Below are 13,670 nucleotides of genomic sequence, written 5' to 3'. Positions count from 1 at the left end.
TATCCTCTTTTTTCTATGTCGTTTTATGCCGTTCCATAAAAAGTGTGGGGCGAGTAAAATAAGATATGAAGAGCAAAGCTTGGAGGAATTCTAGATGGAAATTTTAACGATTATTTTAATAGTCTTGCTCATTTATGCTGTTTTTAAAGTAGCGTATGTAGCATTAAAGATACTCGCGATCCTATTAGTTATCTTTTTAATCGTAGAGTTCGGCAGTAAATTGCTTGGGGGATAGGGTATGTTGTGCGTTTCGAGTGTCGAAGGTTGTCGTTTAATTGGTATCTTGTGTCGAATCGCCGATATAATGAAAAAATCGTTGATATAAGTGGAGAAACGATTGATATATTTGAAAAATCGTTGATATATTTTAGTGAATACGAAGTGGGGTATGTGGAAAAGAAGTTGCCGTAGGGTAGCTTCTTTTTATTATGATGCTGTGGTATGCAAAACAACATAAAAAAGCTGGAAGAATATCTTCCAGCTTACGAGTTACTTTCAATTTGGCGACCGCGATCTTCTTCATTGTCTTGTAATAGGTTGAATACGTCTGCTAGGCAGAAGGCAATGAACCAAGTCCATAGACCGTGGAAGAAAGCTGAGCTTAATTGAAGTGGTAATGTATAGTTAGTCATTGAGTAGGAAATACATCCGCCAACGATCCCGATCATTGTTAATAACATTGTTTTTTGCGCATTCTCTTCTGGATTGAAGAGGAAGTAAATGTATCCGCCTAAAATTGAAGCGCTTACAAGTGTTTCGATTCCATTAAAAATGATATTCTCTCCAAGCTGAGTGTTTGTCCAAAAGCAGATTGTTCCGCCGATAATAGCAAACAGGACAGCTATTGTATATCGTATATATTGATTCATATGTTCATCTCCCTATGTAATAAGATGATTTGGAAGTCAAAAAGGTAGGTATAGTATATTGAAGTGAGTTTTAATTGTACGTATCTTTTTATAAAAAGATCATTGAAGAGTAACTAAGATGATCGGTTGTTTAAACCGTTACGTGTATGGTGTCTGAAATATACCCGACTTCTCGTTTCTTTTTGCTTGTAAAATATGAGAAACTTCCAAGTCTATATACTCTTTTTTTGTGAGTCTGTTTTCATTATAACACATTTAGGGACACAATAATAGAATTATCTGATTTTGTAATAAGTGTAAAAAATAAAAAGCGCAAGGAATATTAGTCCCTTGCGCTTTCTTATATACGTTTGAAACGGCCGACAATTTCAACTGTTTCAGTAATATTCATGAATGCTTTGTTATCCACTTGACGGATAATACGTTTCATTTCGCCTAACTCATATCGAGTCACGACAGTGTAAATCATTTTTTTCTTATGGTTTGTATAGCCGCCGACAGCGTCTACCATTGTCACCCCGCGTATGCCGTGATGTAATAGTGCGCTTTTTATTTCCTCACCTTTTTCTGTAACTGTCATTATCGTTAATTTAATATGTTTTGTATGCACGGCATCAATTACTTTGCTGACTACAAACCGACTAATTAACGTATAAAGCGTAATATCCCATCCGAAAATAAATCCTGCTGCAACAAGTAAGATTAAGTTGAATCCAAAGATGATTGCTCCAATCGAAATATCTCGATGTTTCGCTACAATCAATCCAACGACATCAAAACCGCCTGTTGAAGAAGCAAATCGGAATATAATTCCTGAAGCTGCTCCGCAGATGACACCACCGAATACAGAAGAAAGTAAAATATCGTCTGAAACTTGGTGTACCGGGATAATGTTCATCGCTAAAGATGATACAGCTACAAAGTACGCTGTTAAAAAGGTTGTCTTCTTTCCTAAGTAAAAGTGACTTAAAATAAGAAGAGGAATGTTTAGTAAAAAGATAAGTGCACCGATATTGTAGTGCATTAAATAACCGATAATCATCCCTACACCAGCGAATCCACCGCTAATCATATTATGCGGGATAAAGAACATATTCATAGAAATTGCATACAAAATAGAAGCTACGAAAATAACAACCAACTGTATGATAAATTCTAAGTGAAATGTTTTAGCTGCTGGGAAGGATAAAAAGGCGGTGTCGGGAACGTAATCGGCGTCTCCTAGTTGACCCATAGTATGTTTCATCTCCATATTCATTTTTGATTACATGAAGAGAATAAAGGTTTTTTCAAAAACTGGCAATAGTTTTATTATAATACGAAAATTTTATAAATTTCTAATAAATCAAGCCTATTCATTGATGTGTGTGAATATACTAAAGAAAGCGAATACAATGTTTCTTAATTATTGTTTTCTTGAGAAAATATGCAAAATACTTTTTTGACGATAAAAGGAAATAGAGAATGTTTGCCGAATGTGCTAAAATGACCTTATTAAGGATGTGAAGCGATGGAATTTTTATTGCAGGATGCAATTCTATATATATCGTTTGTAACGACAGCACTTTGTTTATTAGAAGTTTTCTTCCTTGCTAACGTTTCTCGCTTTGTGCGTCAGCAAGCATCAAGCGGTAGACAAAGAGCTTTTGCGTTAGTTGATACGTGTGAAGATAGTGCAGGGAATGTACCGCTATTTTCTATTTTTTATAAATATGGAATGATTCGTTCTGTACGCAGACAAGAATCAAGTGAAGAGAATGATGAGGTCGGTCCGTATACACCAATGTTTCGCTAAATAATTACGAAACATTGGAGGAATGAACATGTTAAAATCATACCGAGCTGCGCTCATTAGTTTATCAGTAGTACTTGTTTTTGTTTTATCTGGCTGCAGTAATGCAGGCACAATCGATTCACATAGTACGGGAATTTGGAACCATTATTTCGTATATCCAATCTCGTATATGATTCAATTTGTTGCTCATCATATACCGAGTGGAAGCTTCGGGATTGCCATCATTATTATGACGCTCGTTATTCGTTCAGCGATGATTCCATTAGCTGTTTCGCAATATCGTGGCCAAGCGAAAATGAAAAAAATGCAACCTGAATTACAGAAGCTAAAGAAAAAACACGGTGATGTAAGCAAAGACCTTGAAAAACAAAAACAGTATCAAAAAGAAATGTCAGAACTAATGAAATCAGGCGGTTGGAATCCACTTGCTGGTTGCTGGCCACTATTAATACAAATGCCGATTTTTTCTGCTTTGTATTATGCGATTAGCCGAACAGAAGAGATTCGCACATCTACATTTTTATGGGTGAACTTAGGACATGCAGATCCTTATCATATATTACCGATTATTGCAGCGTTAACGACATTTATTCAGATGAAAATTTTCCAATCGAATAGTACGCCTGGAGAACAAGTACAAATGCTAAAAATACAGCAAATTATGATGCCGGCAATGATTCTATTTATGGGATTTGCGGCGCCATCCGGACTTGTGTTGTACTGGATAACAGGTAACTTATTTACAATGATGCAAACAATCGTATTAAGAAAAATAATGGAACGCGAAGAAGTACAATTACAAAATGCATAGAGAGACACCGCTCATGATGAGCGGTGTTTTTTTGTTAAGGTGTTAAGGAAATTTTAAGAAACCAACATTAGGATAAGCATTGTATACGAAAGTGTACATGCTTTAGAACTATGAAGGAGGAAATTTCCTATGAAGAAGAAAACAGTAGGGTATTTAGCGATTGCAGGTGCTGTATCATTCGGAATCATTGGAGGAGTCGGTATTCCGGCATTCGCGGCAACGAATACTTCAGCAGCTGAGCAAGCTACAAAAACGGTGAAAAAAGATTTAGATGATGCTACAAAACAAAAAGTAAAAACGATTATGGACGATACAAAGAAACAGCTAGAGGAACTAGGTGTTAAGCTTCCTGAAAAAGAGAAACGTAAAGACATGTTCGCAGGATTAGATGATCAGTCGAAAGAAAAAGCGAAGTCCATTTTAGAACAAGAGAAATCCGGAAAACTAACACGTGAACAAGCAAAAGAGGAATTAACAAAGTTAGGCGTGAAAATGCCGGAGAAAGGTAAGCATGGAGACATGTTTGCTAACTTAGATGAACAGGCGAAAGAGAAAGCGAAGTCAATTTTAGAGCAAGAGAAATCCGGAAAATTAACACGAGAACAAGCGCAAGAGGAATTAACGAAATTAGGTGTGAAAATGCCGGAGAAGGGTAAGCGTAAAGACATGCTTGCTAACTTAGATGAACAGGCGAAAGAGAAAGCGAAGTCAATTTTTGAACAAGAAAAGTCCGGCAAACTAACGCATAAGCAAGCAAAAGAAGAATTAACAAAACTAGGTGTAAAACTTCCAGAGAAAGAGAAGCATGAAGACATCTTTGCGGGATTAGATGAGGCAACAAAAACAAAAGCAAAAGCGATTTTAGAGCAAAAGAAATCTGGAAAATTAACGCATGAGCAAGCAAAAGAAGAATTAACAAAATTAGGTGTGAAACTTCCAGAGAAAGAGAAGCGTGAAGACATCTTTGCGGGATTAGATGAAGCAACAAAAACAAAAGCAAAAGCGATTTTAGACAATGAAAAGAAACAATTAGAGGCATTGAATGTTGATTTACCGCACCATAAGTTTTTTATGAAAAAAGATGAGAAATAATTGAATGAAGTCGTATCTTTCGTGTGGGCAACCGGAAGGTACGTGCAAGGGCCGATTTCTATAAGTAGAAATCGGTCCCTTTTAATGAGGCATTGAAATTCTTTTCATTGTTAGTATGTATCCAAAGACGCAGTAGAAGATTGCAAAACCGATAAACACTTCCGTGTATTGATATTTACCTAATACGTAGAAGGAAACAGCTGGTATAATAGCTACCGCTAAAATGCTATAACCAGGATACTTGTGCCTGAACATGATAGCGAATAGAACAGAAAGAAATGTAGCGATGATACAAAAAACAGCAATCATTATTGGTGCACCTCCTATATGGATTATACCATTTTTAGGGAATTAGAGAAGTGGCGTAACTTCTGTTATAATATAAGAAGAGAAATATTTCGTATGTTATATAAAAAAAAATATTGATTTTTTCTAACAATTCAATATAATGAACAATAACTACAAAATTCGACATCAAGAAGTGATGATGAGGACACGATCAATTTTTTACGATTCTCAGAGAGGGAAGCCTTTGGCTGTGAGCTTCCTAATACGAAAAAATAGATTACCACCTCTGAACTGCAGCAGTGAACGAACATCTAGTAATTGCTTGCCGGCAAAAACCGTTATGTAGACTTGAGAAATTGGTGAAGTGTGTTACTTTACGAATTGAAACAAGGGTGGAACCACGAATATAACACTCGTCCCTTTTTTAGGGAGGAGTGTTTTTTTATTTCATTTTTGCATCACACTAGGATTGGAAGGAGGATACGCAGCATGCATCATGATGAGAAGAACAAAATTGGTTTAACGGTAGCACTTTCTATCGTAGTAGGAACGATTATTGGATCTGGTGTGTTTATGAAACCGGGGAGCGTATTAGATTACTCAGGGAGTTCTAATATGGCGATTCTTGCTTGGGTAATTGGTGGTCTGTTGACGTTAGCAAGTGGTTTAACAGTAGCTGAAATTGGAGCGCAAATCCCGAAAAATGGTGGGTTGTATACGTATTTAGAGGAGATTTACGGAAGTTTTTGGGGATATTTATCAGGCTGGATGCAAACGATTGTGTATGGACCAGCTATTATTGGAACATTAGGGTTATACTTTAGTTCTTTAATGATTAATTTTTTCTATTTAGATAAAGTATGGAATTTACCAATCGCAATTGGAACAGTTGTGTTCCTTGGCGTTGTAAATAGTATGGGAACAAAATACGGAGGTATCGTTCAAACGATTACGACAATCGGGAAAATGATTCCAATCGTATTAATTGTTGTGTTAGGTTTTTGGAAAGGAAATAGCGATATCTTTAACGTAGTTGTGCCAATATCAGAAAATCAAAGTATCGGGATGGCAATTTTAGCAACGTTATTTGCTTATGACGGCTGGATTTTACTTGCTTCGATTGGTGGAGAAATGAAGAATCCAACAAAGTTATTACCGAAAGCTATGACAGTTGGGATTTTAATTGTAACAGCTGCTTACGTATTAATTAATTTGGCGTTACTGAATGTATTACCAGCAACACAAATTGTAGACCTTGGAGAAAATGCAACAGCGACAGCTGCAGGAATGCTACTTGGAGAATATGGTGGGAAAATTATTAGTATTGGTATTATCGTTTCTATTTTCGGTTGTTTAAATGGAAAGATTTTAACGTTCCCACGTATCCCAATGTCGATGGCAGAACGTGGACAACTTCCATTTGCTAAGTTTATTGCAAAGGAAAGTCCAAGATTTAAAACACCAGCAAATGCGATTACTGTTGAAATCATTTTAGGAATTATTTTAATGATTATTAGTGATCCGAATAAGCTATCTGAGATTTCCGTATTCATTATTTATATTTTCTATGTAATGACGTTTATTGGTGTCTTCATTTTAAGAAAACGTAATAAAAATAAAGAGCGTGCATACAGTGTACCGTTATTCCCAATCGTACCAATCGTTGCAATTTTAGGTTCATTCTTTGTAATTGGTAGTGCAATTATAAATGATCCAGTAAGTTGTTTCTTATCAATTGGAATTGTGTTTACGGGACTACCGGTATATTGGTATTTAAATAAGAAGAACAAAACTGAAGTGTCATGATTGAAAGGTAGGCGTATAATACGTCTACCTTTTTTACTGTAAAAAAAATGTACTTGCTTACAGTTTCTATTTTGGTTACTATAGTCGTAGTAACCAAAATAGAAAGCGTGGGGAAAGACTTGAATTTTCGTGTGTATATTTTAGCTATCGCGGCTTTCGTAGTCGGAACGGTTGAGCTAATTATAGGAGGAACGCTCGATTTAGTTGCCAATGATTTAGGAGTTTCTATTAGTGCAGCTGGTCAGCTTATAACAATATTTTCAGTAGTATTTGCTTTATCAGGTCCTGTTTTATTAGCGTTAACAGGGAAGTTTGAAAGAAAAACATTATATGTTGGGGCATTATCAATTTTCTTAATCGGAAATATCATTTCAGCATTTAGTGTGAATTACGGGATGTTAATGTTCTCAAGGGTGATTTGTGCGGCGAGTGGTTCGCTTATTATTGCACTGTCAGTAACACTTGCTTCTAGCGTTGTAGAACCGCACTTTCGTGCGCGAGCAATAGGAATCATTTTTATGGGGATTAGTGGATCGCTCGTACTTGGAGTACCGCTTGGTCTTGTACTTGGAAACGCATATGGATGGCGTGCACCATTTGTATTAATTTCGATTTTAACAGTTATGGCAATTGCTTGTATTTCATTATTCTTAACGAAAGTACCACCGACATCAGTGTTATCGATAAGAGAACAAATTGCTACGTTAAAAGATAAAAAAATTGTCAGTGCACAGTTAACATCATTTTTATTTTTAACGGGTCATTTAACACTATATGCATATTTAACGCCTTTCTTAAAAGATGTGATGCATGTGGAAGCGAATTGGATTAGTGTATTTTACTTCATTTTCGGAATTGCGGCGGTACTTGGAGGTGGCCTCGGGGGCTTTCTTGCTGATAAATGGGGATCGAAGAAAAGTATTATTTCCATCATTATCGTATTTGCATGTGCGATCTTCCTATTGCCATTAATGACATTCTCATTCCCGCTGTTCATTATTATGATGGGACTTTGGAGTATGCTGAGCTGGGCTATTTCGCCAGCACAACAAAATTATTTAATTGAAATTGCACCAGAATCAGCTGGTATTCAGCAAAGTTTAAATAACTCTGCCCTTCACTTAGGAATTGCGCTCGGTTCAACAGTAGGCGGAGTTGTTATTGAGAAATCGTCTGTTATATATAATGCTTGGGTAGGAGGCGGCTTTATTATATTAGCGCTGCTTTGTGCAATTTTCTCGATTACGAGAGGACGTTCTACTCAGTTCGCGAAAGAAGAATCTATCGTTTGATAGGTTCTTTTTTTAATTTGTAAAAAATGGAAGGTTTTAGTGGGGAAATGTAGAAAGTGTACACAGCGAGGTGATGTATATGTATACAAATTTTTCAATTATCGGCTTTCTAATTTCAATGCTTCCGTTGTTTCTTATTATTCTTGCACTTAGATGGGTTCGTTTCATCTATCAAAACTCTGAGAAACAAGTGGAGCAAAATGAGAAAATGATTGAGCTGTTGACGGAGATAAAGGAAAAAGATAAGTAATATGTATTCGTTAGAAATTTGTTTCTCGTAAGTTAAAAAGGCACTTATAAAGTGCCTTTTGTATTATATTTGAAAAATGAAAACGTTTAATATTTATTTGTCAATAGCAGCGTGAGAACAAACAATTTTAAAGTGGCTTATTACTTTGGAACTTTCTCAACAATTCGACAAGATACTACAAAAAAACCACCTATTCTCTTTTTTTCACTATAAGTACAATGAAACAGTAAGATTGCTTCATGTAGAAATTTATATATGGTGGTGGAGAGAATGGAACGAAAGATGGTAGGAAAATGGTTTAGTTTTTTTAGTGCTCTTATTATTTTATTAGGAATTGCAATGCCACAAGTAAAGGCAGAAGTAATGAACAGAGAAACATATAAAATGGATTGGAGCTATAGTAATTCGAAACAGCGTGAAATAAAGACAGAAATAATTAAAACGGCTTCGGGTAGTATTGCGTATTGTTTAACGCCTGATTTACGTTCTCCCAATGGAGAGGATTTGCCTGAAATGGGGAAAACATCTGATGCCGTATATCGTGTTTTATTAAATGGATATCCTCAAAAAAGCCCATCTGAATTAGGTGCAGCGACAACGGAAGAAGCGCATTATGCTACACAATTAGCAGTATGGATTGCAGCAAATGAATTAACGGAAGAAGATTTAGTTGCAAAAAATGAACGTGTACATAATCTTATGAAGCGTTTAGTAGAGGCTTCAAAGAAAGAAACTGGATCACAAGATGTATTCTTTAAAGTTAATCCTGTAGATTCACAAACTGCTACACAAAAAGGTGATTATTTAGAAACAGGATTTTATGCAGTACAAACAAATGCGGTATCTGGCTCTTATACAATTCTTCCTGAAAATGCTCCTAAAGGGCTTCGAATTATAAATGAAAATGGAGAAGAGAAAAGCATATTATCAATTAACGAAAAATTCAAAATCTTAATCCCGAAAAATACGAGTAGTGGTAATTTTAAAATGAAAGTGAAGTCTACTTTAACAAATTTACAAGCAATAGCTTTTAAAGGATCAGAAAAAGTTCAAAATACAACGGTATTGTTACAAAGAAATAGTGAGAAAATCAGTACAGATTTAGTTGTAAATTGGGAATCAGTAGGATCTTTAAAGATTATGAAATTAGGAGAAAAAAAGGAAGTATTAAAAGGAGCGGTGTTTGAAGTATCTAATGAAAACTTTAAACAAAATGTTACGACTAATGATAAGGGGATTGCAGAATTAGGGAATCTTCCAATCGGTATATATAGCGTCAAAGAAATTCAAGCGCCAGCTGGATATGTGTTAGACGGAAGTGTTAAAAAAATTGAAGTGAAAACTGGTGAAACTGCTGTATTAGAGCTGAAAAATGAAAATGTAAAAGGTGAATTAGAAATAACAAAAGTAGATGTAGCGGATGGGAATACGAAATTACCAAATGCAGAGTTTACAATCTACAACGAACAAGGGAAAGAAGTAGTAAAAGGGAGAACGGATGAAAAAGGTGTAGCGAAATTTAAACTACCATACGGAAAATACACGTATAAAGAAACGATAGCGCCAAATGGATATGTAATAAATGAAGAGACATTCGCATTTGAAATAAAAGAGAATGGAGAAATTATTAAACATATCGTCCAAGATAAGAAAGTAGAAGGCGAGTTAGAAATAACGAAAGTAGATGTAGCGGATGGAAATACGAAACTGCCGAACGCAGAATTTACAATCTACAACGAACAAGGGAAAGAAGTAGTAAAAGGGAAAACGGATGAAAAAGGTATAGCGAAATTCAAATTACCATACGGAAAGTACACGTATAAAGAAACAATAGCGCCAAATGGATATGTAATAAATGAAGAGACGTTCGCATTTGAAATAAAAGAGAATGGAGGAATTATTAAACATATCGTTCAAGATAAGAAAGTAGAAGGTGAGTTAGAAATAACGAAAGTAGATGTAGCGGATGGGAATACAAAATTACCAAATGCAGAGTTTACAATCTACAACGAACAAGGGAAAGAAGTAGTAAAAGGAAAAACGGATGAAAAAGGTATAGCGAAATTCAAACTCCCATACGGAAAGTACACGTATAAAGAAACAATAGCGCCGAATGGATATGTAATAAATGAAGAGACGTTCGCATTTGAAATAAAAGAGAATGGAGAAATTATTAAACATATTGTAAAAAATAAGAAAGAAGAAAAGGCATCGCTTCCTTCTAAGCCAAATAAGCCAACACCGAATGGAGAAGTGAAACCTTCCGCTGATGTGAAGCAGGTGCAACAACCTAATACTCATAATGAAGTGCGTTTACCAGCTACTGGCGGCGTCGGCAATGAATTTACCGCTTTATTCGTTTTAGGAATTAGTTTTATTATTGCAGGTGCTTATGTGTTAAGGATGAAAAATAGAAAAGAAATGTAGAAAAAAACGCCTTGTAATAGAGGCGTTTTTTTAGTATCTCAGCTTCATCAACAAACTCTTAATTTCTTCATCTTCCATAAAGAGATCATGGTGTTTCTGGGTAATCTTTGCAAGTGCAACGTCATGATAGAAAAATTCTGTAAAGAACTTCACGAAAGGTTGTGACATTGTTTTCATCGCTTGCCATGACTCTTGCTCTACACCAGCAAATAAAATTTCGCGGTCGTCAACGATGAGCAGTAAGTATCGCTCTAGCGCGTTAGGTTCTTCGGCTGGGATTAGAAAATGCATGTTTTCTAAGTCTGTTTCTACGTTTCCAACGATAAGGGATTCGGTTGTGACGCCTTGTTTTGCTTTTTCTTCTAATAACGGAAGATATTCTAAAAGAGTATCGTTCCAAGCTGAAATGCGAATCGATTCTTTTGCACTTTTGATAAGTTCTTTACTTTGAACGCGAATAGAAGATTGCATTTTTAAGCTCCACACACGGTCATCTGTAAATGATTTTTTCGATATAGTTGTCTCCAATTCTTTAATATTGGATTGGAATTCTGTCGTTAATTTTTCAATTGCTAGCTTGAGTGGTAATGCTGTATACATCTTTTTCTTCTCCGAAACAGAATCCATTACCATTCCTTTATCGATCAGGCGTGCTAGCACTTCATATATTTTTGCTTTTGGCACACCAGAATGCTTCACAATCGTTGTAGCATCTAATGGTTCGTTGCTTGATACGACAACTTCGTAAGCTTGGCTTTCATATTGTGAGAAACCGAATTTTTGTAACATAGTTACCTCCGAACGAATGAGATTATATTTTAAGGATAATGAACTATTTGTTTTTGCACAAGTGGTAGTCAGTTTTCTAATTGTATTAAGGTGAGAATAAATTTCAATTTTTTAATTTTATCCATTATACTTAATATAATGATTAATGCGATTACAATACAACGAGAAGGGATGCTTGGGGGAAGATGTTAAGAAGTTTACGTTTAAAAATTGCGGTAGTATTTTCGGTACTTATTTCTATGATGTTCGTAATATTAGGTACAGCTATGTATCAATTACAGAAAGAGAAGGAAGTGCGCTCCTTAGACCAGTATTCTCAAAATACGATGGATCTTGTGACAGAGCAACTTACGACATTTGTTCAAAGAACGGATGAAGATATGGGGTATTATGCGAACAGTGAGATGGTTCGTAATATGCTTCAAGACGGAGTTACTCCAGAAGAGGAAGCTTTTTTGACGAAAGAGTTTTCGGAGTATAAAAAGAATCATCCTGGCATTTTAGACTTATATATTGGTACGAAAGATAAAAAAACATTAAGTGCCAATCTTGCTGAAGGTGGACAAGTGCCAGAAGGATATGACCCAACGACAAGACCTTGGTATAAAGACTCAGAAGCTGATGTGAAAAAGGTTCACTGGGGACAACCTATGTATGAAATTGCAACAGGTAAGCTAAGTGTGGGAGTTTCTAAAGCAATTACAGCTCAAGATGGATCTGTATTAGGTGTTGTGGCGATGGATGTATCGCTCGGAACAATTCAGAAATTACTTCATAATATTCAATACAATAACGGCGGAGAAATGTTTATTATAAATGATAAAAATATGGCTCTTGTTTACCCAGAGAAAATCGGGAAAGATGTTTCGAAAGAGCCACTTGTGAAGAGTTTAAATAAAGATGTAACAAAATATGCTGTCACTACATTAAAAGGTGAAGATGTAGTTGCGTATAGTCAGTCATTTGATTTGATGAAATGGAAGATAGGAATTTTTTATCCGAAAGAAACGATTGATGGGCTATTAAATAGTATGAGAAATACAGTCATTATAATGGCATGTATTAGCCTATTCGTTGCAATCGTAGCTTCATACTTGTTCTCAAGAAGATTAGCAAGACCACTGCAACTATTAACGAATCACGTTCAAAAAGTAGCAGAAGGTGATTTAACGTTGCAAATGAAAGTGACGAGTAAGGATGAAGTTGGAGAACTGACGAACCATTTTAATCATATGGTTGAGCAAATGAATGAGATGGTAAGCAAAATTAAAAATAGTGTATCAACCGTGCAACAATCAACGAATAATCTACATTATTTAACGAATGAAACTGTAGCAGCTAGTAGAGAAGTGTCAGGTGCAATGGATGATGTAAGCGGAGGAGCATCCACTCTTGCGAATAGTGTAGATGAAGTTTCAGAGCAACTTGAGAATATGATACAGTCAGTGGAACAAATGAATAGCTCCGTTGGTGAAATAAAAGGAGTAGCTGGTAAAGCAGAAGAGGCATCTAAGCAAGGATTGAATACGATGCGAAATTTAGTTCGTACAAGAGAACAATCCTCTTCAATTGTCGTTCATACAGAGGAAGCATCTGGAAAGTTAGAGCAACGAGTTGGATCGATTCAAAATGTTGTAGAGCTTATAAAAGGTATTTCGGATCAAACAAATTTACTTGCTTTAAATGCTTCGATCGAGGCGGCACGTGCGGGTGAACAGGGTAAAGGCTTTGCTGTTGTTGCTGAAGAGGTTCGAAAATTAGCAGAACAATCAAAAGAAGCAACAGTAGAAATTGCGACGATGATTGGTGATGTTCAAGTAGAGGTAAGACGAGTTGTAGAAGTTGTAAGTAAATTGAAAGACATTGCGGATATACAAAATAATGTTACGACAGAGGCAGAGGCGGAATTCCGTACAATTATGTCAGTTGTAAATACGATTAGTACTTCAGTGGAACAAATTGTAGAAGAGGTACATAACATTGGTCATGAGCAAGGAGAAATTACAGCGGTCATGCATACGATTGCTGGTACGAGTCAAGAAAGCGCAGCTGTTTCTGAAGAAGTGAATGCTGCAACTGAATCACAAGTGAATCATCTAGAAAAGGTAGCTCATACAATGGAAAGCTTGACGGAGCATATGAGAGACTTAGAAAGGTTGGTTGAGCAATTTAAAATAGAGGAATAACAAATTAGTAAAATGATGCGTATTTCGGTAAAATAGACAATGGATATATAAGAAACGATTATTAG

Annotated in this window: 13 protein-coding genes and 1 other annotated feature; of the genes, 9 read left to right on the top strand and 4 right to left on the bottom strand. The window is 35.8% G+C overall.

All coding sequences use genetic code 11. The annotated features are described in order from the left end of the window. Window positions 1-94: 94 nt before the first annotated feature. Window positions 95-235 (top strand): DUF3985 family protein, encoded by a 141-nt coding sequence (locus ATN06_RS25675; RefSeq protein ID WP_000404783.1) that lies wholly within the window; start codon window positions 95-97, stop codon window positions 233-235. Window positions 236-482: 247 nt separating this feature from the next. Here ATN06_RS25675 and ATN06_RS25670 read toward each other — a convergent pair whose 3' ends face one another. Both ATN06_RS25670 and ATN06_RS25665 read right to left on the bottom strand, forming a co-directional pair. After that, the gene (locus ATN06_RS25670) at window positions 483-869 is read right to left on the bottom strand and encodes a DUF3938 domain-containing protein (protein ID WP_060632787.1); all 387 of its coding nucleotides are present in this window, start codon (window positions 867-869) and stop codon (window positions 483-485) included. A gap of 340 nt (window positions 870-1,209) precedes the next feature. Then, a complete protein-coding gene (locus ATN06_RS25665; RefSeq protein WP_000530035.1) occupies window positions 1,210-2,103 on the bottom strand; it encodes a YitT family protein in 894 nt (297 codons plus the stop codon). Window positions 2,104-2,379: 276 nt separating this feature from the next. On the opposite strand from ATN06_RS25665, the gene ATN06_RS25660 reads away from it, so the two are divergent. From ATN06_RS25660 to ATN06_RS25650, 3 genes are all read left to right on the top strand, one after another. After that, window positions 2,380-2,664 (top strand): hypothetical protein, encoded by a 285-nt coding sequence (locus tag ATN06_RS25660; RefSeq protein WP_000394930.1) that lies wholly within the window; start codon window positions 2,380-2,382, stop codon window positions 2,662-2,664. A gap of 28 nt (window positions 2,665-2,692) precedes the next feature. Next, entirely contained in the window at window positions 2,693-3,475 is a 783-nt protein-coding gene (locus ATN06_RS25655; RefSeq protein WP_060632786.1) for a membrane protein insertase YidC, read from the top strand. A 129-nt stretch (window positions 3,476-3,604) separates the two neighbouring features. Continuing rightward, the gene (locus ATN06_RS25650) at window positions 3,605-4,567 is read left to right on the top strand and encodes a hypothetical protein (protein WP_060632785.1); all 963 of its coding nucleotides are present in this window, start codon (window positions 3,605-3,607) and stop codon (window positions 4,565-4,567) included. 81 nt (window positions 4,568-4,648) lie between these two features. Here ATN06_RS25650 and ATN06_RS25645 read toward each other — a convergent pair whose 3' ends face one another. Then, the gene (locus tag ATN06_RS25645; protein ID WP_060632784.1) at window positions 4,649-4,876 is read right to left on the bottom strand and encodes a hypothetical protein; all 228 of its coding nucleotides are present in this window, start codon (window positions 4,874-4,876) and stop codon (window positions 4,649-4,651) included. Between the two features lie 166 nt (window positions 4,877-5,042). Further along, window positions 5,043-5,279: a binding site (T-box leader), on the top strand. 65 nt (window positions 5,280-5,344) lie between these two features. Here ATN06_RS25645 and ATN06_RS25640 point away from each other — a divergent pair. The 4 genes from ATN06_RS25640 (at window position 5,345) to ATN06_RS25625 (ending at window position 10,630) form a co-directional block, all read left to right on the top strand. Further along, a complete protein-coding gene (locus tag ATN06_RS25640; RefSeq protein WP_060632783.1) occupies window positions 5,345-6,661 on the top strand; it encodes an APC family permease in 1,317 nt (438 codons plus the stop codon). A 107-nt stretch (window positions 6,662-6,768) separates the two neighbouring features. Continuing rightward, entirely contained in the window at window positions 6,769-7,953 is a 1,185-nt protein-coding gene (locus ATN06_RS25635) for an MFS transporter (RefSeq protein ID WP_060632782.1), read from the top strand. A gap of 79 nt (window positions 7,954-8,032) precedes the next feature. After that, window positions 8,033-8,203, top strand: coding sequence for a hypothetical protein (locus ATN06_RS29300; RefSeq protein WP_060632781.1), 171 nt, complete (start codon window positions 8,033-8,035; stop codon window positions 8,201-8,203). 270 nt (window positions 8,204-8,473) lie between these two features. Next, window positions 8,474-10,630: a SpaA isopeptide-forming pilin-related protein gene (locus ATN06_RS25625; protein ID WP_060632780.1), complete on the top strand. Its 2,157-nt coding sequence runs from the start codon at window positions 8,474-8,476 to the stop codon at window positions 10,628-10,630. Between the two features lie 30 nt (window positions 10,631-10,660). On the opposite strand, the gene ATN06_RS25620 is transcribed toward ATN06_RS25625, so the two are convergent. Then, window positions 10,661-11,419, bottom strand: coding sequence for a TrmB family transcriptional regulator (locus tag ATN06_RS25620; protein WP_060632779.1), 759 nt, complete (start codon window positions 11,417-11,419; stop codon window positions 10,661-10,663). A 185-nt stretch (window positions 11,420-11,604) separates the two neighbouring features. Here ATN06_RS25620 and ATN06_RS25615 point away from each other — a divergent pair, with 185 nt between their 5' ends. Further along, complete coding sequence (locus ATN06_RS25615; protein WP_060632778.1) at window positions 11,605-13,605, top strand: methyl-accepting chemotaxis protein; 2,001 nt, start codon at window positions 11,605-11,607, stop codon at window positions 13,603-13,605. Window positions 13,606-13,670: the final 65 nt, after the last annotated feature.

It is taken from the genome of Bacillus thuringiensis (genome assembly GCF_001455345.1).
GTDB classification, from domain to species: Bacteria; Bacillota; Bacilli; order Bacillales; family Bacillaceae_G; genus Bacillus_A; species Bacillus_A thuringiensis_N.
Note: the sequence above shows the minus strand (reverse complement) of the source record. Positions and strands in the feature narration are given on the sequence as shown.

Excerpts from the sequence above, each read along its gene's own strand:
- ATN06_RS25675 (WP_000404783.1), top strand. The coding sequence starts at position 95 with ATGGAAATTTTAACGATTATTTTAATAGTCTTGCTCATTTATGCTGTT.
- ATN06_RS25670 (WP_060632787.1), bottom strand. The coding sequence starts at position 869 with ATGAATCAATATATACGATATACAATAGCTGTCCTGTTTGCTATTATC.
- ATN06_RS25665 (WP_000530035.1), bottom strand. The coding sequence starts at position 2,103 with ATGGGTCAACTAGGAGACGCCGATTACGTTCCCGACACCGCCTTTTTA.
- ATN06_RS25660 (WP_000394930.1), top strand. The coding sequence starts at position 2,380 with ATGGAATTTTTATTGCAGGATGCAATTCTATATATATCGTTTGTAACG.
- ATN06_RS25655 (WP_060632786.1), top strand. The coding sequence starts at position 2,693 with ATGTTAAAATCATACCGAGCTGCGCTCATTAGTTTATCAGTAGTACTT.
- ATN06_RS25650 (WP_060632785.1), top strand. The coding sequence starts at position 3,605 with ATGAAGAAGAAAACAGTAGGGTATTTAGCGATTGCAGGTGCTGTATCA.
- ATN06_RS25645 (WP_060632784.1), bottom strand. The coding sequence starts at position 4,876 with ATGATTGCTGTTTTTTGTATCATCGCTACATTTCTTTCTGTTCTATTC.
- ATN06_RS25640 (WP_060632783.1), top strand. The coding sequence starts at position 5,345 with ATGCATCATGATGAGAAGAACAAAATTGGTTTAACGGTAGCACTTTCT.
- ATN06_RS29300 (WP_060632781.1), top strand. The coding sequence starts at position 8,033 with ATGTATACAAATTTTTCAATTATCGGCTTTCTAATTTCAATGCTTCCG.
- ATN06_RS25625 (WP_060632780.1), top strand. The coding sequence starts at position 8,474 with ATGGAACGAAAGATGGTAGGAAAATGGTTTAGTTTTTTTAGTGCTCTT.
- ATN06_RS25620 (WP_060632779.1), bottom strand. The coding sequence starts at position 11,419 with ATGTTACAAAAATTCGGTTTCTCACAATATGAAAGCCAAGCTTACGAA.
- ATN06_RS25615 (WP_060632778.1), top strand. The coding sequence starts at position 11,605 with ATGTTAAGAAGTTTACGTTTAAAAATTGCGGTAGTATTTTCGGTACTT.